The organism is uncultured Arthrobacter sp. (assembly GCF_964021775.1).
Taxonomy (GTDB): domain Bacteria; phylum Actinomycetota; class Actinomycetes; order Actinomycetales; family Micrococcaceae; genus Arthrobacter.
This window is the reverse complement of sequence record NZ_CAXHZI010000010.1, coordinates 77,568-100,415: the sequence shown is the minus strand read 5'-3', so window position 1 is coordinate 100,415 and position 22,848 is coordinate 77,568. Positions and strand designations below refer to the sequence as shown.

Sequence of the window (22,848 nt, the reverse complement as noted above, 5' to 3'; positions counted from 1 at the left end):
CGTAGGGCGACAGGTGAGGGGAGCCCGGGCCGGGGAAACCCGGGCCCGGTTGCTGCCCCCACTGGGGTTGTTGCCCCCATTGGGGTTGCTGCCTCCACTGCGGCCGGTTGTCCCACGGCGGCTGCGGGGCCGGAGGGGGCGGCGGCGGGGTTCCCCATTGCGGTTGCTGCCCCCACTGAGGCCGGCTGTCCCACTGCGGTTGCTGCGCGGGCGGGCCGTCCCCCGGCTGCCGGCCGCGCTGCTGCGGCTCGTTAGGTTCCTGCTCAGACAAGCTTTTCCTCCCCAAGAAATTGCCCGCCGGACGCCCGCGGCCCGGGCCCGGACGCCCTGCTGCCCGCAGGCCCCGGCGTGAGTCCGGGCCAGCTGTGCCCCCAGCCTATAGTTTCGGCGGCCGGCCGCAAGCCTTAGGCCGGTGCGCGGTGCGCGATTACCGGCGGACGCAGCCCGGCCGCCCCACGGCGGGCAACTCTCCGCGCCATGCCGGGGACCGCCCGAATACGACAAAGCCATTTCAATAGGGGAATATATAAGCTATGAAGGCACGGATTTTGGTAGTTGACGATGACGAGGCGCTGGCCGAGATGATCGGTATTGTGCTGCGCAACGACGGCTTCGACCCCGTCTTCTGCGCGGACGGCGGCCAGGCCCTGGAGGTTTTCCGCTCCTCCAAGCCGGACCTGGTGCTGCTGGACCTGATGCTTCCGGGGATGGACGGCATTGAAGTTTGCCGCCAGATCCGCGGCGAGTCCGATGTGCCGATCGTCATGCTGACGGCCAAGTCGGACACCTCGGATGTGGTCCGCGGGCTTGAGTCGGGTGCCGACGACTACGTGCCCAAACCCTTCAAGCCCGCAGAACTCGTGGCCCGCGTCCGGGCGCGCCTGCGTCCGGGCGACCAGAAGGCGCCCGAAACCCTGCGCATCGCTGACGTGACGATCGACGTCGCCGGCCACGTGGTGAGCCGCAACAGCGAACGGATCTCACTGACTCCGCTGGAATTTGACCTGCTCGTCGCCCTGGCGCGCAAACCCTGGCAGGTCTTCACCCGCGAGCTGCTGCTGGAGCAGGTCTGGGGCTACCGCCACGCGGCGGACACCCGGTTGGTCAACGTCCACGTCCAGCGGCTGCGCTCGAAGATCGAACGCGATCCGGAAGCCCCTGAAGTTGTATTGACGGTCCGTGGTGTCGGCTATAAAGCAGGCTCCTGAGCCGGCGGACGGCCACCCGCAGCCGGAACCCGGGCCCGCCGGGCCGCCGGCGTCGCCCGCCGGGCAGAGTCCGCTTTTCCGCGCCCGCATCTGGGCACGTCGCGCCCGGATCGTCACCGCCCGCGTTCTTCGGCTGGTGCGCACCGGAGCGTCGCGCCTGCTGCCGGCAGCCAGGTACCTGTTGCGCGCCCTGCAGCGGCGCTGGCGCCGGTCCCTGCAGTTCCGCACCGTGCTGACCACCCTCATGCTCGCCATCGGTTCCTTCGCCGTGGTCGGCGCGTACCTGTCGAACCAGATCGCCAAGAACCTCTTCCAGGAACGGCTGGCCCAGGCGGAGTCCGAGACCCGCTACAACGTCAAGCAGGTCCAGGACACGTTCGACGGCGCCCAGGTCACCGACCAGTCGAGCGTCATCACCCTGGTGTACGACACCTTGAACGCGGTCGAAGGCCGCGGCTCGGTGATCCAGCGCCGCTATGTCTTCGAAGCCATGCCCGAACAGACCAAACCCCGCAACCGGTGGGTAGAATCTCGGGCATCGGACCAGCTCACCATCAGTGTGATCCCTCCCGAGCTGCGCAAGGCGGTCCAGGACTCCGGCAAGGACCAGTTCTGGGCTTCCACGGAGTTCCCGGTGGGGACCGAGGACCGCCCCGGGATCGCCGTCGGTAACAAGGTGACCTTCAACGGAACCGTCTATGAGCTCTACCTCATCTATGACCTCAACACGGCGCAAAAGACCCTGGACGAGATCCAGAACGTCCTGCTGGCCGGTGCCGCAGCCCTGGCGCTCATGATCGGGGCCGTCGCCTGGTACGTCACCCGCAACGTGGTCAGCCCGGTCAGCCATGCCGCCGTCGTCTCCGAAAAGCTGGCCGCCGGCCAGCTGCAGGAGCGCATGGTGGTCAAGGGTGAGGACGAAGTGGCCCGCCTCGGCGCCTCGTTCAACCACATGGCCGCCAGCCTGCAGGAGCAGATCACCCAGCTGGCCACCCTGTCCCAGATGCAGCAGCGGTTCGTCTCCGACGTTTCGCACGAACTCCGGACCCCGCTCACCACGGTCCGGATGGCCGCCGAGGTGCTGTACGACGCCCGCGACCAGTTCGACCCGATTAACAAGCGGTCCGCGGAACTGCTCTACAACCAGGTCGAACGTTTCCAGTCGCTGCTGGCGGACCTGCTGGAAATTTCCCGGTTCGACGCCGGCGTGGCCATGCTCGACGCCGAACCCACCGACATCGTCCAGCTCATCTCGCACGTGATCGAGGGGGTCGCCCCGGTAGCCGCCGAGTACGGCTCCGAGGTGACGCTCAATGCCCCCGCCGGGAGCATTATTGTCGAGATGGATGACCGGCGGATTGACCGGATCCTGCGCAACCTGGTCCTGAACGCCCTGGAGCACGGCGAGGGCCGGCCGGTGAACGTCTCGGTGGCGGCGAACGACACCGCGGTGGCCGTCGCCGTCCGGGACCACGGCATCGGCATGAGCGCCGCGGAAGCCGCCCGCGTGTTCGACCGGTTCTGGCGCGCCGACCCCGCCCGGGCACGGACCACCGGCGGCAGCGGCCTGGGACTCTCCATCGCCACCGAGGACACCAAGCTCCACAACGGCTGGCTGCAGGCCTGGGGCAACAAGGGACGCGGCTCCAACTTCCGCCTCACCCTGCCGCTGCGCCAGGGGGAAACCATCACCAGGTCACCGCTCCAACTGGAACCCGCCGATGTGGGCCCGGCCGGCGACCAGTCCGAACGGACGATGCTGCTGCTGGAGACGGCCGTCACCGATCCCCGTCCGGCCGCCGGCCGCGACGGGACGAAGGAGCAGTCATGAAAGGCACCGGGAAGTTCACCAGCCCCGCCGCGGCCCTGCTGGCGGTGATCCTGGTTCTGCTGACGTCCTGCGCCCAGATTCCGCGATCCGGGCCGGTGGGCAAGAGCACCGATGAGAGTGCCGGGAAGCCCAACAACGCCCCGGTCTTCTTCCCCGTGGCTCCTCGGGCCGGCGCAACCCCGGAAGCGGTGATCGAGGACTTCTATCTCGCGGGCAGCGGCTATGAGGACGACTACGCCGTCGCCCGGCAGTACCTCACCCAGGCCTCGTCGGTGCAGTGGAAGCCGGACCGCCGGGTACTGGTGTTCCGCTCCGCCCGCGTGGTGCGCACCGCCGTCGAAAACGTCTTCAACTACGAACTGGACCTCGCCTACACCGTCGACGCCGACGGGATCGCGACGGCGTTGCCGGAAGGGTCCAAGGAAAGCATTCCCGCGACGCTGACCAAGGTAGACGGCGAGTGGCGGATCGCGGAGATCCCGGACGGCACCGCCATCCCGGAACAGACGTTCAAGGTCATCTACGGCGCGTACCCCATCTACTTCTACGACCCCACGTTTACCTACGCGGTGCCGGATATGCGCTGGTTCATCAAGAAAAAGACCGTCAAGGCCATGGCCAGTGCGCTGCTCGGCGGTCCCGCCCCCTACCTCAAGGGCGCCGTGGTGAGCGCCTTCCCCTCGGGCATCAAGCTGGCCCGCGAGTCGGTTCCGGTGGTCTCCGGCGCCGCGCAGGTGGACCTTACGGCCAAGGACCTCGTGGAGGCCTCCAACAAGGACCGGCTGCGGATGCAGACCCAGCTCGCCTTGACCTTCCGCAGCCAGCCCGATGTCATCAACGTGGAACTGCGGGCCAACCAGGACCTGGTGCGGGTGGAAGATGACGGATCTGTGCTCCCGCCGGTGCGGGACGAGGACGTTCCGGCCCGCCAGATCGCCGTCAGCAACAACGACCTTGTCCGCTACGAGAACAACAAGCTGGGGCCGGTGCCGGACATCCAGTCCGTCCGGGCCCTGGCCCCGCGCCTGCCCGCGGAATCCCCGGTCTCCCAGGCCGTGGCGTTCCTGAACCGGGGCCACAGCACGCTGTACTCGATCATCCCGGGCCAGCCGGCACGCGCGCTCACCACGCGGGCCAGCCTTTCCCGGCCGTCCTTCGGCCGCTACGACTGGGTCTGGACCGCCGGACCCGGCGGCAACGGGACCACCGAGGTCCTGGCCTACCGGCCCACCGGGATCGCGACGGGGGCAAACGTACCCACCGTGACCCTGGCGCCGCCGTGGCTGGACGGCCGGAGCGTCAAGGAATTCAGGGTCTCGCGGGAAGGAACCCGGGCCCTCGTCATTTCAGAGTTGAACGGCAAGACCTCCGTCCAGATCACCGGAATCGTCCGAACCGCCGACGGCACCCCCCGGGACCTCACCGCGCCCATCACCCTGCTGACGGCCCGGGCCCCGGACCGCGGTGTCTGGGTCAACGACACGACCGTCGCGGTGATGAAGAGCTCAGCCAGCGGTAACGTCACTCCCGAGCTGCTCTCCCTGACGTCAACCGCTCCGCAGGAGCTGGCGCCCTGGCCGGGGCTGACCGCGCTCAGCGCGGGCAACGGGCCGGCGGAGATTTTCGGGCAATCCACGGAAGGGATCTTCCAGCGCCTGGGCAACGGTTGGTCGGCGCAGCTCAAGGGTGCCATCGACCCGTCCTTCCCGGGCTGACCGGCTGCCTGTCCACATAGCGCCGGTGACCCCTGCCGCGCCGGGCACGGCGCGCCCAGCCTTGGATGGTGACTAAACTCCGGCGCCGCGCCCTTGACCGGATCGCTGACCGAACCCCTGACCGGACCCCTGACCCGGACCTCGCCCCGCACCCGGGAACGGCGAAACACCGCGGCGGCTACTCCCACTGGCCGGCGCGGGTCGCGGAGTGGGCCGCCGCTGCCGCCGCGGAGTTGTTGGCGCTCGCCGTTCCGGTGGAATGCGTCTGCTGCGGAGCGGAGGACCGGACCCTCTGCGCCGCCTGTAGCCGGCGCATCCGCCAGCTGACGCGCCGGCCGTTCCGGGCCGAGGGGAGGGCTCCCGCCTTGGTGGACATGGACGGCTCCCTCCTGCTGCCGGTGGTCGCGGCCGGCGTCTACCGGGCGGAGCTGGCGCAGTCCGTGCTGTCCTTCAAGCGATACGGCCAGCGCCAGCTGGCCGAGGAACTGGCCGCGGCCCTCGTCAAGGCCGTCGGTGCCGCTGCCGGCCAGGCGGAGCGGATCGTGCTGGTGCCCGTCCCCACCAGCAGCGCGGCCTTTCGACGCCGGGGGTTCAGCCCGGTGCACCTGTTGCTCGCCAGGGCCCGGCTGAATCCGGCGCTGGACCGGGCCGACGTCGCCGATGTCCTCCGCCGGACCCGTCCCGCGGCGGCCGCTCCCGGCAGCCGCAGCACGGCGGCGCCCGTCTGGCCCGGCTGGCCCGGCGGGCAGAAGGGCTTGGGCCGAGCGGCCAGGGTCCGGCAGGTCCGCGGTTCCATGCGGGTCAAGGGCGCAACGCGCCGGGCGCGGCTGGTCGATGCGCCCTGCGTCCTGGTCGACGACGTGCTCACCACCGGTGCCACGTTGGCCGAAGCGGCCCGGGCGCTGCGCGCCGCAGGCGGCGTTGTCCGCGGCGCGGTGGTGCTCGCGGCGACACGCCCGCCGGACCAGTACGACTTTGCCGCGGCAATCCCCGCCGCTGGCGGGAACCACGGGCGGGAGGAAAAAAATAAACCAAAAAAAGATGAATAACAGGGGGCTATGAACTAACGTCGAAGATGGGTACCAAGAACAGATGTACCTGTCGATAGCGGCTCGGAAAGGGGCTCGACTGTCAGTCAGATCAGCCCCCGGAAGCGCCGCTGTCGTGTCACCGAAGTCATTTGGAGGGCACCATGGAGTTCATGATCAGCGGACGTAATTTGACGGTTTCCGACCGGTTCCGCGAATACGCCGACGAAAAGATCTCAAAGATCGCGTCCCTGGGGGACAAGGTCCAGAGGGTTGATGCGAAGGTCACTAAGGAGACCAAGGCCCGCCAGACCGCCGAACTGCTCACCGTAGAGCTCACAGTCCTCGGACGAGGTCCCGTGATCCGCGCCGAAGCCAGCGCGGCAGACAAATTTGCTGCCTTCGATCTCGCCTACAACAAGCTTCTTGAACGGTTGCGCCGGGCCAAGGACCGCAAGAAGGTCCACCACGGCCGGCACACGCCGAAGTCCGTCACCGAGGCGACGGCATCCCTGGAGCCCGCCAGCACCAGCGAGCCCATCTATGAGGAAGCCAGCCGTCCGCCGCAGTCCGCGCCGGCAGAGAAATCGCCGTACGAGCTGGAGAATGACATCCCGGCCGGCGACTCGCCGGTGCTGATCCGCCGGAAGGTTTTCCCTGCAGCGTCCCTCTCGCTCGACGACGCCGTCGACAATATGGAACTCGTGGGCCACGACTTCTACCTGTTCGTGGACAAGGAGACGAAGGCCCCCTCGGTCGTCTACCGCCGGGAAGGCTGGACCTACGGCGTCATCAGCCTGGACCAGACCTGCGAACCGGGCGAGGCTACGCTGGAAGAGAAGATCATCGCTTATCGTTCAGAGGATGAGCCTGCCAGCGCCTGAGCTGGTGACCATCCGACGAAGGGACTGATGTGCACGCATCGCTGAGCCTCAATCAGGCGCGGCGGATCGCACTGGCAGCCCAGGGATTGGACAAGGTCCGGCCCACCGCACCCGTGAGCGCACGGGCGGTGGGCCGTACCTTTGCCCGCCTCCACCTGGTCCAGATCGATTCGGTCAACGTGCTCTCGCGGAGCCACTACCTGCCGTTCTTTTCCCGGCTCGGGAACTACGACCGGGCCATGCTGCACCGCATGGCGGAAAAGCACCCGCGGCGGATGATGGAGTACTGGGCCCACGAGGCCAGCTTCATCCGGCCCGAGCACTTCCCGGACCTCGTGCTGTGGCAAAAGCGCAAATGGGTCGGCGCCCACGCCATGGACCCGGAGCTGCGCGGCGAGATGGCACAGCGCGTGCTGGAGGTTTTGGGCGCGGGCGGGCCGCTGACCGCCGCCGAACTCACCGCCAGGCTGGGCCACGTGGAGGACCGGCCAAAAGACAACTGGGGGTGGAACTGGAACGCGGTCAAACGCGTCCTCGAGCACCTCTTCGAGGAGGGCCTTGTCTCGGCCGCGTCACGGACCGGGTCCTTTGAACGCCGCTACACGCTGACCGCCAGGGTCCTGGCGGCCTCGCTCCCGGACGGCCGGTCGGAGCCGGCGCAGGCGGACCCCGCCGCAGGCCGGGAACCGGACGCCGCGGCGGCCATGGTCCGGCTGATCGACGCCGCGGCGCAGGCCCACGGGATCGGCACCGTGCGGTGCTTCGCGGATTACTTCCGCACCCCGCTGCGCGCCGCCGCCACCGCGGTGGAGCAACTCGTGGAGGCCGGGCGGCTGGGGCCGGTAACGGTCACCGGCTGGAACAGGCCCCTTTACCTTCACGCGGACGCCGGGTTGCCCCGCGCGGCCCGCGGCCGTGCACTGCTCAGCCCCTTCGATTCCCTTGTCTTTGAACGACGCCGGCTGGAGGAACTGTTCGGCTTCCACTACCGGATCGAGATCTATACCCCGGAAGCCAAGCGCCGCTACGGCTACTACGTGCTGCCGTTTCTGCTGCGCGACGGGATCGTGGCGCGCGTGGACCTGAAAGCAGACCGGGCGACCGGCAGCCTGCTCGTCCGCGGCAGCCATGCAGAGCCCGGCGCGCCGGTGGACACCGCCGTCGAACTCGCCGAAGAACTGCAGCTCATGGCAGAGTGGTTGGAGCTGGACCGGATCGTTGTCGCCCCCGTGGGGGACCTGGCGCCGGCGCTTGGGCGGGCCGTGGCCGGCTTGCCTCCGCTCTGAGGGAACAGGCGCGTCCCGCCCTGCGTCTCTCCCGTAGACTAAACACGCCGGAATTCGGCAGCTTGAGACTGGGAGCAATTTCACGTGGCATCACTTATTGAAAAACTTCTCCGCACGGGTGACAAAAAGACCCTGCGGCAACTGCGGAACTATGCCGATTCCATCAATGCCCTGGAAAGCTCCTTTAAGACCTTCACCGACGCCGAACTGCGCGAAGAGACCGACCGTCTCCGTGCCCGCCACACCGACGGCGAGAAGCTCGACGACCTGCTGCCCGAGGCGTTTGCCGCCGTCCGCGAGGCATCGTCCCGCACCCTGGGGATGCGCCACTTCGACGTCCAGCTGATGGGCGGCGCCGCCCTGCACCTGGGCAACATCGCCGAAATGAAAACCGGTGAAGGTAAAACCCTGGTGGCCACCGCTCCGGCCTACCTCAACGCGCTCACCGGCAAAGGCGTGCATGTCATCACCGTCAATGACTACCTCGCCGAGTACCAGTCGGATTTGATGGGACGCGTCTACCGCTTCCTCGGCCTGACCAGCGGCTGCATCCTCTCCAACCAGGACCCCGCCGTCCGCCGCGAGCAGTACGCCTCGGACATCACCTACGGCACCAACAACGAATTCGGCTTCGACTACCTGCGCGACAACATGGCGTGGGACAAATCCGAACTGGTCCAGCGCGGCCACCACTTCGCCATCGTCGACGAAGTGGACTCCATCCTCATCGATGAAGCCCGCACCCCGCTCATCATTTCAGGACCCGCGCAGGGCGACACCAACCGCTGGTACAGCGAGTTCGCCAAGGTCGTGCTGCGGCTGCAGCCCGAGACCGACTACGAAGTCGACGAGAAGAAGCGCACCGTCGGCGTCCTCGAGGCCGGCATCGAGAAGGTCGAGGACTACCTCGGCATCCATAATCTCTACGAATCCGCGAACACCCCGCTGATCGGCTTCCTGAACAACGCCATCAAGGCCAAGGAACTCTTTAAGCGGGACAAAGACTACGTCATCCTCGACGGCGAAGTCCTGATCGTGGACGAGCACACCGGCCGTATCCTTGCCGGCCGGCGGTACAACGAGGGCATGCACCAGGCGATCGAAGCCAAAGAAGGCGTCGAAATCAAGGCCGAAAACCAGACCCTCGCCACGGTCACGCTGCAGAACTACTTCCGCATGTACGACAAGCTCGCGGGCATGACCGGTACCGCCGAAACCGAAGCCGCCGAGTTCATGAGCACCTACAAGCTCGGCGTTGTCGCCATTCCCACCAACCGGGACATGCAGCGTATCGACCAGCCGGACCTCGTCTACAAGAACGAGACGGTCAAGTTCGACGCCGTGGTCAAGGACATCGCCGAGCGGCACGAAAAGGGCCAGCCGGTCCTGGTCGGCACCACCAGCGTCGAGAAGAGCGAATACCTGTCCCGGCTGCTGGCCAAGGAAGGCATCCGCCACGAGGTTTTGAACGCCAAGAACCACGCCCGTGAGGCGTCCATCGTGGCGCAGGCCGGCCGCAAGGGCGCCGTCACGGTCGCGACCAACATGGCCGGCCGCGGTACCGACATCATGCTTGGCGGCAACGCCGAGTTCACCGCCGTCGCCGAGCTCGCCAAGCGCGGACTCGATCCGGAGGAGAATTCCGAGGAATACGAGGCCGCCTGGCCGGCTGCGTTCGAAGCCGCCAAGCAGTCGGTCAAGGACGAGCACGAGGAAGTCCTCAACCTCGGAGGCCTCTACGTGCTCGGCACCGAGCGGCACGAGTCCCGCCGGATCGACAACCAGCTCCGCGGCCGCTCCGGCCGCCAGGGCGACCCGGGCGAGTCCCGCTTCTACCTGTCGCTGACCGACGACCTGATGCGGCTGTTCAACTCCGGCGCAGCCGAGCGGCTCATGAACAGCTCCGTGCCGGACGACGTCGCGCTCGAATCCAAGCTCGTCTCGCGGGCCATCGCCTCGGCCCAGGGCCAGGTGGAGGGCCGCAACGCCGAACAGCGCAAGAACGTGCTGAAGTACGACGACGTCCTGAACCGCCAGCGCGAGGCCATCTACGGTGACCGCCGTCGGATCCTGGAAGGCGATGACCTGCACGAAAAGGTCCAGTACTTCCTCGAGGACACGATCACCGCGTTCATCGATGAGGCGACCGCCGAAGGTACCGGCGACGACTGGGACTTCAACCTGCTGTGGTCGAACCTGAAGACCCTGTACCCGGTCAGTTTCGCACCGCGCGATGTGATCGACGAGGCCGGCGGCAAGTCGCGGATCACGGCCGACTTCCTGAAGGAGGAGATCCTCTCCGATGCGCGCCTGGTCTACCAGGCCCGCGAGGAGCTGATCGGCTCCGAGAGCATGCGCGAACTTGAACGGCGCGTTGTCCTCTCCGTGATCGGCCGCAAATGGCAGGAACACCTCTACGAGATGGACTACCTCAAGGAAGGCATCGGCCTCCGGGCGATGGCCCAGCGCGACCCCCTGGTCGAGTACCAGCGTGAAGGCTTCATTATGTTCCAGGCCATGATGGAGGCCATCCGCGAGGAGAGCGTCGGCTTCCTGTTCAACCTGGAGGTCGAGGTGACCCCGGCGCAGGACGTTGTGGTGGCCGATGCCGCGGGCCAGCACACGGAGCACCTCGAGCCGCAGATCCACGCCGCCGGCCTGGAAGCGCCGGAGCAGCCGGCCCAGCTGCAGTACACGGCGCCCGGCGAGGACGGGGCAGCCCAGACGCGGGTCGAGGCGAAGTCCTCCGGCCGTTCCGGCAACCCGGCGAAGGCCGCAGCCCAGGAGTCGCCGCGCCGCGCGAACAAGAAGAAGCGCCGCTAACGCCGACGCGCTGACAGCAAAAAAGCAGGGCCGGAACGACAGTTCCGGCCCTGCTTTTTGTATTGACCTCCTTTCCCTCGTTCCTGGCGCGAATCCTCAGCCGATCTCCAGGACGGTGACCCGCCAGACCAGCCTGCTGCGCTCCAGCCGCAGGGCGACGGCGCGGACGCGCAGTTCGTCGGACACCACGGCGCTGGCCTCGTAGACGTCCTCGGACACCCGGAAGGCGCGGACCGAGCGGACGGCCGGGTTCCGGTGCAGCCGGCCGGCTGTCGGGGAGGTGCCGGACGCAACACGGCGCGTCAGGGCGGCCCGGTGCTGCAGCGCGGCCAGGCAGCGCTCGTCCAGCCGGCGCGCGAGCTGCTGGGCGGGGCGCGTGCCGGCGAGGACCTCGATGGCGGCCTGCACGGTGGACCGGCAAATCGCGCATACCTCGCGGTCCTGGTCCACGACCCGCAGGGCCGGTGCCGGACCGCGCGGCCCGGAGGGCCCGGGGACCGGGCAGGGCCCCGGCGGCGCGGCCGGGAAAGGGACAGCGGCGCCTGCGCGGATACCGGTTACGGAACTCATGGGTCTTCCTTTGCTGTCGTTTGATGGGGGTACAGGTGGGCGGGTTTCAGGGATTGGCCGGCAGCCGAAGGACCTGCCCGGGCAGCAGCAGTCCGGGATCGCTGCCGATGAGCTTCCGGTTGGCCTGATAGAGCCGCGGCCAGGCCAGGGCGATGTCGACGTCGGACGCCAGCGGGCCCAGCTCCGCCGCGCAGATGCTCCACAGTGAGTCCCCGGCCCGGACGGTGACCTCGCCCGCGCCCGCGGCCGGCTTTTGCTGACGCAGCGGGAGGGGCGCCAGCGCGCGGGGGTCCACCGGCGGCGGCGCCGGTGCCCAGCGCGGATCCGCGCCCACGGCGCCGCCCGTGGGGGTCCACGCCGCGGCAACGGCCGGCGGGGTGGGCGGTGCCGGCGCCCCTGAACCGGGACCGGCGTAGGCCAGCGGGGCCGTGGCGAGCTGCAGCCCGACGGCGGCCAGGGCCAGCCGGCGCATGAAGGCGGGGCTGAACCGGCCGGCGGCCACTGCGGCGCGGCGGCTGCCGCTGCGTTCGAGCAGCGCAGCCGTGACAGCGATCAGAAAGGACAGCACCCACCAGGCGACGATGATCAACCCGGTGGTGTTGGCGGCGATTGCCAGGTGGTCCTCGAAGGAGAGGGACTGGCGCCGCGCGGCCGAGGAGTGCAGGCGCTGGGTGAGCTGGGCGCCCGATCCGGCGAGGAAGGTTCCGAGCAGGAGGATGAGGAACGCCAGGGCGGCGTCGGTGCCGGGCCCGTGCCCGCCGCGGGAAAGTTCCGTGGTGTCCATGACTGCCTCCTCCTTGGGCCCGGCCGCCCGCCTGCACTGTGGCTGGGAATAAGTTTGATGTGGTTTGATGCGGTTTGGGTGTTTTAAGCGAGTTTGGTCCGGTTGGGGTGGTTTGTCCAGAGCCGCACGAAAGAATGTGGATTGACCGCCGCCGGGACCACCCCTACGCTGTCGCCATGCGCTGGGACGATCTGTTTGCAGACCTGGAGGCACAGCTGGCTGCCGGCGAACGCACCGACCTCGACGTCGAAGTCGGTGAACGGGCGCGGGTGGAAGCCGCAACGGTCGAGTTGGCGGACCGGCTGCGGGGTTCGGTGGGCCTTCGGATCGGCGTGCACCTCGGCTCCGGGACGGTGTACGAAGGGACCCTGAGCCACGCGGGCAGCCAGTGGCTGGTCCTCGATGAGGAGCGGCACCAGCTGCTAATTCCCCACGCCGCTGCGGTTCGGTACGCGGGCCTGTCCGGGCTGGCGGTCGGCGCGGGTGCGGAAGTCCGGCAGCGGCTCGGACTGGCCAGCGCACTCCGGGGCCTGGCCAGGGACCGCGCCAGCGTGGCCGTGATGGTGTCCCGCGGGGCAGCGGGGGAATCCGCTCTGCACGGGGTCATTGACCGGGTCGGGCGCGATTACCTGGACCTGGCCGTCACCGGTCCGGGCGAGGAACGGCGCCCGGCCAATGTCCGCGCGGTGGCAACGATTCCCTTTGGCGCCCTTGCCGGGGTGAGATCGGCACGCGGCGCCGACGGGTAGCCAGACGGACTCAGTTGCCCCTGGCCCGGGCCTCCTCGATCATCCGGCTGGCCTCGGCGTAGCGTTCCTGGATGTACTGCTCCAGCATGGTCTCCTCAACCCGCCACTGGCCGCGGCCCCCCACCTGGATGGCCTTGAGCTGGCCGCTGCGGACAAGGGCGTACGCAGCGGGGGAGTTGATCTGGAGCTGCTCGGCAACGTCCGCGAGGGTCAGGAATCGGGGCATGGCACCATTTTGCCACCAGTGGCGGCGTTTGGGGCCGTTATCCACAATTTGTTGCTGTTTGTCCAGGTCTCTTCCCGCCGGGGCACCAATTCGTGACAATAGGGGTGTCCGGCGCCCGCAGCCCGGGCTGCGACTACAGGGGGAGCAGGACGCATGAGTGTGAGCACGGTTGCCGGCGGCGCCCGGTTGAAAAAGCCCTCGTGGAAGGACCCGCGGCTCCTCGTGGGGATCCTGCTGGTGCTGGCCTCGGTTGCCGGTGTCGTTTCGCTTGTGGCTACGGCTGACCAGACCACGGAGGCCTTTGCAGCCAGCGAACCGATCGCTGTCGGCGAGAAGCTCACCCCGGACAAACTCCACCGGGTCAAGGTCCGGCTGGGTGACGTCGAAGGGCATTACTTCACGCCGGAGTCGGGCCTGGCTGACGGGTTGGTGGCGGTTCAGCGTGTCGGCAAGGACCAGCTCCTGCCGCGCGAAAGCTTCGGCCGGCAGGACGGGCTGGACCGCAAGCCCGTCGCCATCACCATCGATGAAGCCCTGCCGCCGCAGGCGGTAGCCGGCTCGCGGGTGGATGTCTGGGTAGCGCTTCCGGACACCAGAAACGGGTTCAGCGAGCCCACACTGCTGCTTCCGGGGGCCGAGATTGCGCAACTCACGCCGGGCAGCACCGCCCTGGGGTCGCAGCGCTCCACCGTGGTGATGGTGCTGGTCCCGGACGGGCAGATGCCGAAACTGCTGGGGGCGCAGGCGAACAAGGCGAACATCTCGGTGGTCTGGAATCCGGGCGGTGCGCCCTGATGGGCATTCCGGTGGTGACGGTGGGGAGGACCCGTGACGACCTCGTCGGCGGGCTGGAGCGGCTTCATGGGCCGGTGTCCGTGGTGCGCCGCTGCGGCGAACTTGCCGAGCTGCTCGCCGCGTGCCAGACGGGGCTGGCCCGCGCCGCCGTCGTCGCGGAAGGCAGTGCGGAGCTCACTGCCTCCCTCGTGGACCGTCTCTCCGCCGTCGGCGTGGCCGTGGTAGCGCTGACCGACAGCCCCGAGGAAGCCGCCAGGTTGCGGGGGATCGGGGTGACGGCCGAGGTCTCCGGGGTTGAACCGGCCGCGCTCGCCATTCTGATCGCAGGTGCGGTGGCGCAGCTCGCGGGGGAGCGGCCCAAACCGCCAGCAACTGCCTTCGCCGACCATTTCGCGGCGCCTCGCACATCCGCGGGCGCGGCGGACACGGCGGCGGGCAGTGCAGCAGCGCAGCGCGCCGGGGACCGCGGATCGGATCCCGGGGCAGCCGGGGCATGCGGGGCGAGGAGCGGGGCCGGCGGCGGCAGGCCCGCGGCCGGGAGGATCATCGCCGTCTGGGGCCCCGCCGGCTCGCCCGGCCGGACCCTGCTAGCCGCCAACATCGCCGGCGAACTGGCCGCCGAGGGCAAATCCGTGCTGCTGGTCGACGCCGACAGCTACGGCGCCAGCGTCGCCGCGGTGCTGGGGCTGCTCGACGAGGCTGCCGGACTCGCGCAGGCCTGCCGGCTGGCGGACCAGGGGCTGCTCGACGGCGCTGCGCTGCTCCGGATCGCCGCGCCGGTGGCCAGCCGTGCCGGGACCTTCCGGGTCCTCACCGGCATCACCCGGGCCGACCGCTGGACCGAACTGCGCGCCGCGGCGCTCTCGCTGGTCTACGAACGGGCCCGGGAGGTCGCCGAGGTCACGGTGATCGACGCCGGCTTCTGCCTGGAGGCCGACGAGGAGCTCAGCTTTGATTCGATGGCGCCGCGCCGCAACGCCGCGACCCTGCGCAGCCTGGAGCTGGCGGATACCGTCTTTGCCGTCGGCGCCGCCGACCCGGTCGGGGTGCCCAGGCTGGTGCGCGGCCTGGCCGAACTCTCGGCGGCCGTCCCGCAGGCCTCACCGCGGGTCGTCCTGAACAAGGTGCGGGCCGCCGCCGTCGGACGCTCCCCGGAACGCCAGCTTCGCGAGGCCTGGGCGCGCTACGGACCCGCCGTGCCGCTGGAAGCGTTCCTTCCGGCGGATGCCGCAGCGTGCGACGCCGCCTTGCTGGCCGGCTCGTTGCTGCTTGAGGCCGCGCCCGACTCGCCCCTGCGCAGGTCCCTCGCCGCGCTGGTTTGTGCACCTCTCCAGCGAAATCGTAAATCCTCTGTACTTTCTTCCACAGCGAAGGCCGGGCTAAAGGGCTAGGCTCGCCATGAGGGCCGCAACGGTGCGGCAATGAACTTTTTGATGGAGGCGTTTGTCGATGTCGTCTGGGTCCAGCGTGGAGGATCAACCCGTTTCGATCGGTGCCGGTGAAGGGTACTTCGCGGAGTACTACGAACATCTCGCCGAGGAGGATGCCCGCGGCTACGGCGAAGACGTCCTGACCGCCCGGTCCCAGACGCACCTGCAGGCGGCCGCCACCCGCCAGCCTGGCGTGGCCAACATTTCGATCTCCGATGAGGCCGAGGCCAGTGTCATCTACATCGTCACCGATGACATGCCCTTCCTGGTGGACTCCGTCAACGCCGAACTCGTCCGGCAGAAGTCCCCGATCCACCTCGTGATCCACCCCCTCTTCGTCGTCACCCGCAACCGCGCAACCGGCCAGTTGGTCAAGGTCGCCCGGGTGCCCTCGCATCTGGGGATCTCCAGCGGCGACACGGCGGCGATGCCCAACCTGTCGCACCTGATCGCCCAAGGCGACAACGCCTCGCACATGGAGTCCTGGATCGCTGTCGAAATTGACCGGGTCAATGATGCGAAGCGCGCCGAGCTGATCGAGGGCCTGACCCGGGTGCTCGGCGACGTCCGGGCGGCGGTTGAGGACTGGCCGAAGATGCGCAACAAGGCGCACGAGATATCCGACGACCTCGACAAGGTGGCCAACTCCGGCCAGATCGCCGAACTCCGCCAGGCGCAGGAACTGCTCCGCTGGCTCGACGACGGAAACTTCACCTTCCTGGGCTACCGCGAATACGACCTGCTGAACGAATCCGGCGAGGACGTGCTGGAGCTGCGGGAAGACAGCGGCCTCGGCCTGCTGCGCAACGGCGCCGACACCCGCCACCAGATCCAGCACCTGACCGAAACGGGCCGCAAGAAGGCGCGCGAGAAGCGGGCACTGGTGATCACCAAGGCCAACTCCCGCTCCACGGTGCACCGCTCCGCCTACCTCGACTACATCGGCGTCAAGAGCTTCGACGCCGCCGGCAACGTCAACGGCGAACGGCGCTTCATCGGCCTGTTCGCCACGACCGCCTACTCCGGCTCCGTCCGGGACATCCCGGTGGTCCGCGAGAAGGTCGACGCCGTGCTGCGCGATGCCGGGTTCCCGCCGGACTCGCACTCCGGCAAGGATCTGCTCGGCATCCTCGAGACGTACCCGCGCGATGAGCTCTTCCAGATCGAAATCCCCGACCTCGCCGCCATCACCACCGGCATCCAGCGGCTGCAGGAGCGCCGCCGGACCCGGTTGTTCCTCCGCCCGGACATCTACGGCAGGTTCATGTCCGCGCTGGTATACCTTCCCCGCGACCGGTACACCACCAATGTCCGGCTGCGCATCGAGAAGGAGCTGCGGCAGACTTTCGACGCGGTCTCGATCGACTATGAGGCGCGGATGACCGAATCCGCCCTCGCCCGGCTGTTCTTCCGGATCCGGCTTCCCAAGGACGCCGACGTCAGCCACGTCAACAGTGACGAGTTGGAGAAGCGGCTGGTCCGTGCCGCGCGTTCCTGGAGCGAGGGCATCGCCGAGGTGCTGCGCGCCCGGGCCGGCGCGGACGGCGAGAACGGCGCCAAGGACCTCGCGGCGATCTGGGCCGAGGCGTTCCCCGCCGGCTACCGCGTCGACTACGAGGTTGAGGACGCGCTGCAGGACATCGCCCGGTTCGAAAAATATGGCGCCGCCGCCCAGGGCGCTGCCTCTCAGGGCGGCGCCTCCGAGGGCGCCGTCGAGCCCGTCGTCGATCAGCCCGGCGTCCACGTCTACCTGCCCGAGGGCGCCGGCGCCACCCTCGAGGAGGACGCCCGGGTCAAGCTGTACATGCTCGAACCCAAGAGCCTGAGCCAGATCCTGCCGTACTTCCACAACCTCGGCCTCGAGGTCCTGGACGAACGCCCCTTCGAGATCGAGACGGCCGACCACCGCGATTTCTTCCTCTACGACCTCGGCCTGAAGTACCCGGCCGGGGTGGACCCGGAGCGCACCGGAGCCCTGCTGGGCGAGTCCTTCGGCGCGGCCGTGTCCGGCGCCGTGGAATCGGACAGCTTCGACCGCCTGGTGCTCCGCGAAGGCATGCACTGGCGCCAGGTGGTGGTGCTGCGCGCCTACGCCAAGTACATGCGCCAGATGGGCAACACCAACTCCTTCGAATTTATGGCGGACACCCTGCTGGCCAACCCGGACGTGGCCCGGGGGCTGAACGCCCTTTTCGCCGCGCGCTTCGACCCGGCGCTGGCCGATGGCGACCGCGAACAGCGCCAGGACGAGGTCCGCGCCGGCCTGGACGCCGCCATCGAGCAGGTGGCCACGCTCGACGCCGACCGGGTGCTGCGCACCTTCAAGAACCTGATCCAGGCCACGCTCCGGACCAACTTCTACCAGGACAAGACCCACGTTAGCTTCAAGCTGGACCCCTCCGGCATTGACGGGCTGCCGTTCCCGCGGCCGATGTTCGAGATCTGGGTCTACTCGCCCCGCGTCGAGGGCGTACACCTGCGCTTCGGCAAGGTGGCCCGCGGCGGGCTGCGCTGGTCTGACCGCCGGGAGGATTTCCGCACCGAGATCCTGGGCCTGGTCAAGGCCCAGACGGTCAAGAACGCCGTGATCGTCCCGACCGGAGCCAAAGGCGGCTTCTACGCCAAACAGCTTCCGGATCCCGCCGCGGACCGCGGCGCCTGGATGGCCGAGGGGATCGAAAGCTACAAGACCTTCATCCGCGGCCTGCTGGACATCACCGACAACCTGGTCACCACCCCGGAGGGCGAAACGCTGGTGCCGCCCGCCGACGTCGTCCGGCACGACGGCGACGATTCCTACCTCGTCGTCGCGGCGGATAAGGGAACCGCGTCGTTCTCCGACATCGCCAACTCCCTCGCGGCCGAGTACGGTTTCTGGCTCGGCGACGCCTTCGCTTCCGGCGGCTCCGTCGGCTACGACCACAAGGCGATGGGCATCACCGCCCGCGGCGCCTGGGAATCGGTCAAGCGGCACTTCAGCGAGCTGGACCTGGACACCCAGACCGAGCCCTTCACCGTCGTCGGCGTCGGGGACATGTCCGGTGACGTTTTCGGCAACGGCATGCTGCTCTCGCGGCACATCCGGTTGCTCGCTGCGTTCGACCACCGGCACATCTTCCTGGACCCGGCCCCGGACGAGGCGGCCTCCTTCACGGAGCGGCAGCGGCTCTTCGAACTGCCCCGCTCCTCCTGGGACGACTACGACAAGTCGCTGATCAGCGAAGGCGGCGGCGTCTTCGCCCGCCAGGCCAAATCCATTCCCGTCTCCGCGCAGGTCCGGGCAGCGCTGGGACTGCCGGAGGGCACCACCCGGCTCAGCCCGCCGGAACTGCTCCGTGCGATCCTGCTGGCCCCGGCCGACCTGCTCTACAACGGCGGCATCGGCACCTACGTGAAGGCGAGTACCGAGACCAACGCCGAGGTCGGCGACAAGGCCAACGACTCCATCCGCGTCGACGGCCGGGAGCTGCGCGTGAAGGTGGTAGGCGAAGGCGGCAACCTGGGCATGACCCAGCGCGGCCGGATCGAAGCCGCGCTGCAGGGCGTCATCCTGAACACGGACGCGATCGACAACTCGGCGGGCGTGGACTGCTCCGACCACGAGGTCAACATCAAGATCTTCGTGGACCGGATGGTGGCCGCCGGCAAACTGGACCCGGCCGAGCGTGCAGAGTTCCTCTCCGCAATGACGGACGAAGTGGGCCGGCTGGTGCTCGAGGACAACATCGACCAGAACATCCTGCTGCTCAACGACCGCATGCGGGTGGCCGAATGGAGCCCCAGCTACGAGCGGCTGATGGACTGGCTGGAAAAATCCGCCGACCTCAAGCGTGAGCTGGAGGCGCTGCCCACCACCGAGACGCTGCGCGAGCGCCTCGAGCAGGGCCAGGGGCTGACCTCGCCGGAACTCTCCGTCCTGGCCGCCTACGCCAAAATCGAACTCGCGACGGCGCTGCGCGACAGCGACCTCGCGGAGGACCCGTGGTTCCGCGAAACGCTCCGCGCCTACTTCCCGAAGCAGCTGCGGGAACGCTTCGACGCCGAACTGGACACCCACCCGCTGCGCCGGGAGATCATCGCGACCGTCGTCGCGAACGACATGATCAACCTGGGCGGCATCACGTTCGCGTTCCGCGCCATAGAGGAAACCTCAGCCACCGAGTCCGCCGTCGCCAAGGCATTCGTCGCCCTCCGCGAAGTCTATGAGCTGGATATCATGGTGGCCGAGCTCAACGAGCTGCCGGCGTCGTTCCCGACCGAGCACTGGAGCACCGTCCACCTGGACATCCGCAGGCTGCTGGACCGCGCGGTCCGCTGGGTCTTGAGCCAGGGCAACGCGGCACGGCCGATCGCCGAGATCGTGGCCGAATTCAAGCCGCTGATGGATCCGATGCGGGCCCGGCTGCTGGACTACCTGCGCGGCGACGACCGCGAGCGGGTGTCGCAGTGGCTGGAGAAGGCCCGGGGCTGGGAACTTCCCGAGGACCTGGCGCACCGCTGGGCCGAGCTGTTCGAAAGCTTTGTGCTGCTGGACATCGCCAAGATCGTTCACGTCAGCTCCGAGCCGGTGGAGAACATCGCCCATGTCTACTACACGGTCTTCAACCGTTTCCACGCCGATTCGCTGCTGGAGCGCATCACCAAGCTGCCCCGGAAGGACCGCTGGCAGGCGCTGGCCCGGGCGGCCCTGCGCGATGACTTGTACTCGACCGTCTCGGACATGACGACGGCGGTCCTGGAGGCGACGCCGTCGGATCTTCCGGCGGAAGAGCGGCTGGCGGCCTGGGAAAGCCAGAATGTGGAGCAGCTGGGGCGGGCGAAGAGCATGTTCGACGAGGTGAACGCGCTCGAGGCCGATGACATGGCCTCACTCTCGGTAGCATTGAGGCTCTTGAGGTCAATCGTCCGACGCTAGGGTCTGCCGGCCCCCGCGTCGCAAATGGAGGTGCTGTGGCAATCTTTACGGACCCTATCAGGGAGCATGCTGATTTCGGGCCGGGGGATGCCGAGTGGCTGCACCTGCTCGTGGGGGACTGGCAGATGGTCGCCGATCTTGCCTTCGCCGACCTCGCCTTGTGGTTTCCGCACCCGGAGCTCGGCTATGTGGCGCTGTCCCACGTTCGCCCCTCCACCACGCACACGGTGTTCCACGCCGACTTCGTCGGGGAGGGGATCCGCTCGGACCTGTTGCGGCTCGTGGACAAGGCGTGGGAAAGCCGGACCATCGAACGCTCCAACGAGACCAACTGGAGCAGCGACATGGCGATGCGGGTCGAGGCCGTGCCGATGGTCCGCAACGGCCGGACACTCGCGATCGTGACCTCGCACATGGACCTCTCCAGCTCGCGGATGCCTTCGCGGCTGGAGTTGACCTACCGGCAGTGCGCCTATGACCTGCTGCGGATGGGCACCCTCGGACTCTGGCCGGACTTTGCCTCGCCCACCGGATCGCGCCGCGGCGCCCCGCGCGTCGGTGACGGCCTGATCCGGCTCGACGCCGAGGGGATCGTCCAGTACGCAAGCCCCAACGGCGTCTCGGCGTTCCGCCGCCTCGGCGACGGCGAATCGCTGGAGGGCCGGTCGCTGGCCGAAGTCACGGCGGGCCTGCTGCGGGACCGCCGCATGGTGGACGAGACGCTGCCGCTGGTGGTCACCGGGCGCATGCCGTGGCGCAGCGAGATCGAATCCCGCGGCGTGAGCCTTTCGCTCCGGGCCATCCCGCTGCGGGACGAACAGCAGCGCTTCGGGGCGCTCGTTCTCTGCCGCGACGTCTCGGAGCTGCGCCGCCGGGAGATGGAGCTGGTCACCAAGGACGCCACCATCCGCGAGATCCACCACCGCGTGAAGAACAACTTGCAGACCGTGGCGGCGCTGCTGCGCATGCAGTCCCGCCGGATGGTCAGCGACGAGGCCAAGCAGGGGCTCGAACAGGCCATGCGCCGGGTCGCGACCATCGCCCTGGTCCACGAGACGCTCTCGCAGGGTTTGACCCAGAGCGTGGACTTCGACGAGCTGATCGGACGCCAGTTCCGCCTGTCCGCCGAAGTCGCCTCCCCCTCCCAGCAAGTCAAGACGCAGCGCTCCGGATTGTTTGGCGAACTGCCCAGCGACTTCGCGACGCCGCTGGCCCTCGTCATCAACGAACTCGTCACCAACGCCGTCGAGCACGGGCTCGAGGGCAGGGCCGGGACGGTCTGGCTGCTCGCCGACCGTTCCGAAAGCGAGGACGGGGACGAACTGCTCACCGTGACGGTGGCGGACGACGGCGTCGGGCTGCCGGCCGGGTCCTACACCGAGGGTCTGGGGCTGCAGATTGTGCGCACCCTGGTCACCAGCGAACTCGGCGGGAGCATCCAGTGGAAGCCACGCGAGGGCGGCGGAACGGCTGTGCAGGTGGTCCTCAGCCTCGCCACCCGCTGAGCGCCCCCAGCGCAAAGCCAACGGCAAAGGCAAAGGGCACAGGCAAAGCAATGGCCCCGGACCAAGTGGTCCGGGGCCATTGCTGATGTCTCGCCCGAAGGCGGGGGATCAGGAAGCGCGGCGGGCGCGGGCCGCGCGGCGCTTTAGGGCGCGGCGTTCGTCTTCGCTCATGCCGCCCCAGACGCCCGCGTCCTGGCCGGATTCGAGGGCCCACTGCAGGCAGGTGTCCACAACGGGGCAGCGCCGGCAGACGCTCTTAGCTTCCTCGATCTGCAGGAGGGCGGGGCCGGTGTTTCCGACGGGGAAAAACAGCTCCGGGTCCTTGTCAAGGCACGCTGCGCGGTTACGCCAATCCATGCTGATCAGTAACTCCATTCCTGGGAATTCGTTAAATGCCTCTTGTGAAATTATTCACTAGAGGCTTCATAAGAAAGGGGCCCTGTGGGCCCCCTCGGTCATCTGGATTAAGCGTGTCATGTTAACGCTGTGTAAACAAGGGGTATTTGCCGTACAAATGCCGCCAAATCGTGAGCGATGCATCACATTGGCTGGCGGTACCCCCACATCTGCTCGACTATGTCCGGTAGGGTGCCAGTGTGTCAAGACCCCCCGTAAACCCCGCCCAGCCCCCTGAGCCGCAGCCCGGCGGTCCGGTGGCCGGCGGTCCAGTACCCGGCGAACCGGGACCCGCTCCCTCAGCGAGGCCCGCCGGAATCACCGTCATCGCCGTCGTCACGGCGTTGGAGGCCACGGCGCTGCTGGTGGCCGCCGGTTGGTACGGTTTCCAGCTGCTGACCGGAGCCCCCGTCCTGTCCTTCTGGGGCGCGGTCTTCACCCTGGGGCTCCTGCTGGCGTTCTCCGCGTGGCTTTTCGCCGTAAGCTACTTCCTCTTCCGCGGCTACCGCTGGCCCAGGGCCGGCGCGCTGGTGGCCCAGCTGTTTATGCTCACCATCGGCTTCCCGACGTTGACCGGCGGGTACCCCGCGGCGGGGCTGGCCATGCTGCTGCCTGCGGCCCTGGCGATTGTGCTGCTGTTCGACAAGCGGGTCATTGCCTTCGCATCCCGTCCGGGCGGCTCAAGCCGCGCCCTCTAGCGACT

General features: G+C 68.4%; 17 protein-coding genes. 13 read left to right on the top strand and 4 right to left on the bottom strand.

All coding sequences use genetic code 11. From position 1 onward, the window contains the following. The first annotated feature begins 533 nt into the window (after positions 1–533). The 7 genes from mtrA (at position 534) to secA (ending at position 10,775) form a co-directional block, all read left to right on the top strand. A complete protein-coding gene (gene mtrA / locus ABIN76_RS10800) occupies positions 534–1,208 on the top strand; it encodes an MtrAB system response regulator MtrA (RefSeq protein ID WP_346959715.1) in 675 nt (224 codons plus the stop codon). Beyond that, positions 1,180–3,039, top strand: a complete 1,860-nt coding sequence (gene mtrB / locus ABIN76_RS10795; RefSeq protein WP_346959714.1) for an MtrAB system histidine kinase MtrB — start codon at positions 1,180–1,182, stop codon at positions 3,037–3,039. The genes mtrA and mtrB overlap by 29 nt, the downstream gene beginning before the upstream one ends. Continuing rightward, positions 3,036–4,754: an LpqB family beta-propeller domain-containing protein gene (locus ABIN76_RS10790; protein WP_346959713.1), complete on the top strand. Its 1,719-nt coding sequence runs from the start codon at positions 3,036–3,038 to the stop codon at positions 4,752–4,754. Before mtrB ends, ABIN76_RS10790 begins: the two co-directional genes overlap by 4 nt. Before the next feature lie 68 nt (positions 4,755–4,822). After that, entirely contained in the window at positions 4,823–5,803 is a 981-nt protein-coding gene (locus ABIN76_RS10785; protein ID WP_346959712.1) for a ComF family protein, read from the top strand. Between the two features lie 143 nt (positions 5,804–5,946). Then, entirely contained in the window at positions 5,947–6,666 is a 720-nt protein-coding gene (gene raiA, locus ABIN76_RS10780; RefSeq protein ID WP_346959711.1) for a ribosome hibernation-promoting factor, HPF/YfiA family, read from the top strand. A gap of 29 nt (positions 6,667–6,695) precedes the next feature. Further along, positions 6,696–7,952, top strand: a complete 1,257-nt coding sequence (locus tag ABIN76_RS10775) for a DNA glycosylase AlkZ-like family protein (protein WP_346959710.1) — start codon at positions 6,696–6,698, stop codon at positions 7,950–7,952. 84 nt (positions 7,953–8,036) lie between these two features. After that, the gene (gene secA / locus ABIN76_RS10770) at positions 8,037–10,775 is read left to right on the top strand and encodes a preprotein translocase subunit SecA (RefSeq protein WP_346959709.1); all 2,739 of its coding nucleotides are present in this window, start codon (positions 8,037–8,039) and stop codon (positions 10,773–10,775) included. 96 nt (positions 10,776–10,871) lie between these two features. Here secA and ABIN76_RS10765 read toward each other — a convergent pair whose 3' ends face one another. Both ABIN76_RS10765 and ABIN76_RS10760 read right to left on the bottom strand, forming a co-directional pair. Next, positions 10,872–11,345, bottom strand: a complete 474-nt coding sequence (locus ABIN76_RS10765) for an Rv3235 family protein (RefSeq protein WP_346959708.1) — start codon at positions 11,343–11,345, stop codon at positions 10,872–10,874. A gap of 46 nt (positions 11,346–11,391) precedes the next feature. Then, complete coding sequence (locus tag ABIN76_RS10760) at positions 11,392–12,129, bottom strand: LysM domain-containing protein (protein ID WP_346959707.1); 738 nt, start codon at positions 12,127–12,129, stop codon at positions 11,392–11,394. A 176-nt stretch (positions 12,130–12,305) separates the two neighbouring features. Here ABIN76_RS10760 and ABIN76_RS10755 point away from each other — a divergent pair, with 176 nt between their 5' ends. Beyond that, positions 12,306–12,878: a hypothetical protein gene (locus tag ABIN76_RS10755; RefSeq protein ID WP_346959706.1), complete on the top strand. Its 573-nt coding sequence runs from the start codon at positions 12,306–12,308 to the stop codon at positions 12,876–12,878. 10 nt (positions 12,879–12,888) lie between these two features. On the opposite strand, the gene ABIN76_RS10750 is transcribed toward ABIN76_RS10755, so the two are convergent. Then, a complete protein-coding gene (locus ABIN76_RS10750; RefSeq protein WP_346959705.1) occupies positions 12,889–13,104 on the bottom strand; it encodes a helix-turn-helix domain-containing protein in 216 nt (71 codons plus the stop codon). Between the two features lie 153 nt (positions 13,105–13,257). Between ABIN76_RS10750 and ABIN76_RS10745 the strand changes: the two genes are divergently transcribed. The 4 genes from ABIN76_RS10745 to ABIN76_RS10730 are packed head-to-tail and all read left to right on the top strand — an operon-like array spanning position 13,258 to position 21,749. Next, positions 13,258–13,899 (top strand): hypothetical protein, encoded by a 642-nt coding sequence (locus tag ABIN76_RS10745; protein ID WP_346959704.1) that lies wholly within the window; start codon positions 13,258–13,260, stop codon positions 13,897–13,899. Further along, a complete protein-coding gene (locus tag ABIN76_RS10740) occupies positions 13,899–15,290 on the top strand; it encodes a chromosome partitioning protein (protein WP_346959703.1) in 1,392 nt (463 codons plus the stop codon). Before ABIN76_RS10745 ends, ABIN76_RS10740 begins: the two co-directional genes overlap by 1 nt. Before the next feature lie 58 nt (positions 15,291–15,348). Next, positions 15,349–20,244 (top strand): NAD-glutamate dehydrogenase, encoded by a 4,896-nt coding sequence (locus ABIN76_RS10735; RefSeq protein WP_346959702.1) that lies wholly within the window; start codon positions 15,349–15,351, stop codon positions 20,242–20,244. Between the two features lie 35 nt (positions 20,245–20,279). After that, positions 20,280–21,749, top strand: a complete 1,470-nt coding sequence (locus ABIN76_RS10730; RefSeq protein WP_346959701.1) for a PAS domain-containing sensor histidine kinase — start codon at positions 20,280–20,282, stop codon at positions 21,747–21,749. 108 nt (positions 21,750–21,857) lie between these two features. Here ABIN76_RS10730 and ABIN76_RS10725 read toward each other — a convergent pair whose 3' ends face one another. Further along, entirely contained in the window at positions 21,858–22,106 is a 249-nt protein-coding gene (locus ABIN76_RS10725; protein ID WP_003804966.1) for a WhiB family transcriptional regulator, read from the bottom strand. Positions 22,107–22,462: 356 nt separating this feature from the next. Between ABIN76_RS10725 and ABIN76_RS10720 the strand changes: the two genes are divergently transcribed. Continuing rightward, entirely contained in the window at positions 22,463–22,843 is a 381-nt protein-coding gene (locus ABIN76_RS10720) for a hypothetical protein (protein WP_346959730.1), read from the top strand. Positions 22,844–22,848: the final 5 nt, after the last annotated feature.

What these genes read in the sequence shown, in the direction of transcription:
- mtrA (WP_346959715.1), top strand. Translation starts at nt 534, where the DNA reads ATGAAGGCACGGATTTTGGTAGTTGACGATGACGAGGCGCTGGCCGAG.
- ABIN76_RS10790 (WP_346959713.1), top strand. Translation starts at nt 3,036, where the DNA reads ATGAAAGGCACCGGGAAGTTCACCAGCCCCGCCGCGGCCCTGCTGGCG.
- raiA (WP_346959711.1), top strand. Translation starts at nt 5,947, where the DNA reads ATGGAGTTCATGATCAGCGGACGTAATTTGACGGTTTCCGACCGGTTC.
- ABIN76_RS10765 (WP_346959708.1), bottom strand. Translation starts at nt 11,345, where the DNA reads ATGAGTTCCGTAACCGGTATCCGCGCAGGCGCCGCTGTCCCTTTCCCG.
- ABIN76_RS10760 (WP_346959707.1), bottom strand. Translation starts at nt 12,129, where the DNA reads ATGGACACCACGGAACTTTCCCGCGGCGGGCACGGGCCCGGCACCGAC.
- ABIN76_RS10755 (WP_346959706.1), top strand. Translation starts at nt 12,306, where the DNA reads ATGCGCTGGGACGATCTGTTTGCAGACCTGGAGGCACAGCTGGCTGCC.
- ABIN76_RS10750 (WP_346959705.1), bottom strand. Translation starts at nt 13,104, where the DNA reads ATGCCCCGATTCCTGACCCTCGCGGACGTTGCCGAGCAGCTCCAGATC.
- ABIN76_RS10745 (WP_346959704.1), top strand. Translation starts at nt 13,258, where the DNA reads ATGAGTGTGAGCACGGTTGCCGGCGGCGCCCGGTTGAAAAAGCCCTCG.
- ABIN76_RS10740 (WP_346959703.1), top strand. Translation starts at nt 13,899, where the DNA reads ATGGGCATTCCGGTGGTGACGGTGGGGAGGACCCGTGACGACCTCGTC.
- ABIN76_RS10735 (WP_346959702.1), top strand. Translation starts at nt 15,349, where the DNA reads ATGTCGTCTGGGTCCAGCGTGGAGGATCAACCCGTTTCGATCGGTGCC.
- ABIN76_RS10725 (WP_003804966.1), bottom strand. Translation starts at nt 22,106, where the DNA reads ATGGATTGGCGTAACCGCGCAGCGTGCCTTGACAAGGACCCGGAGCTG.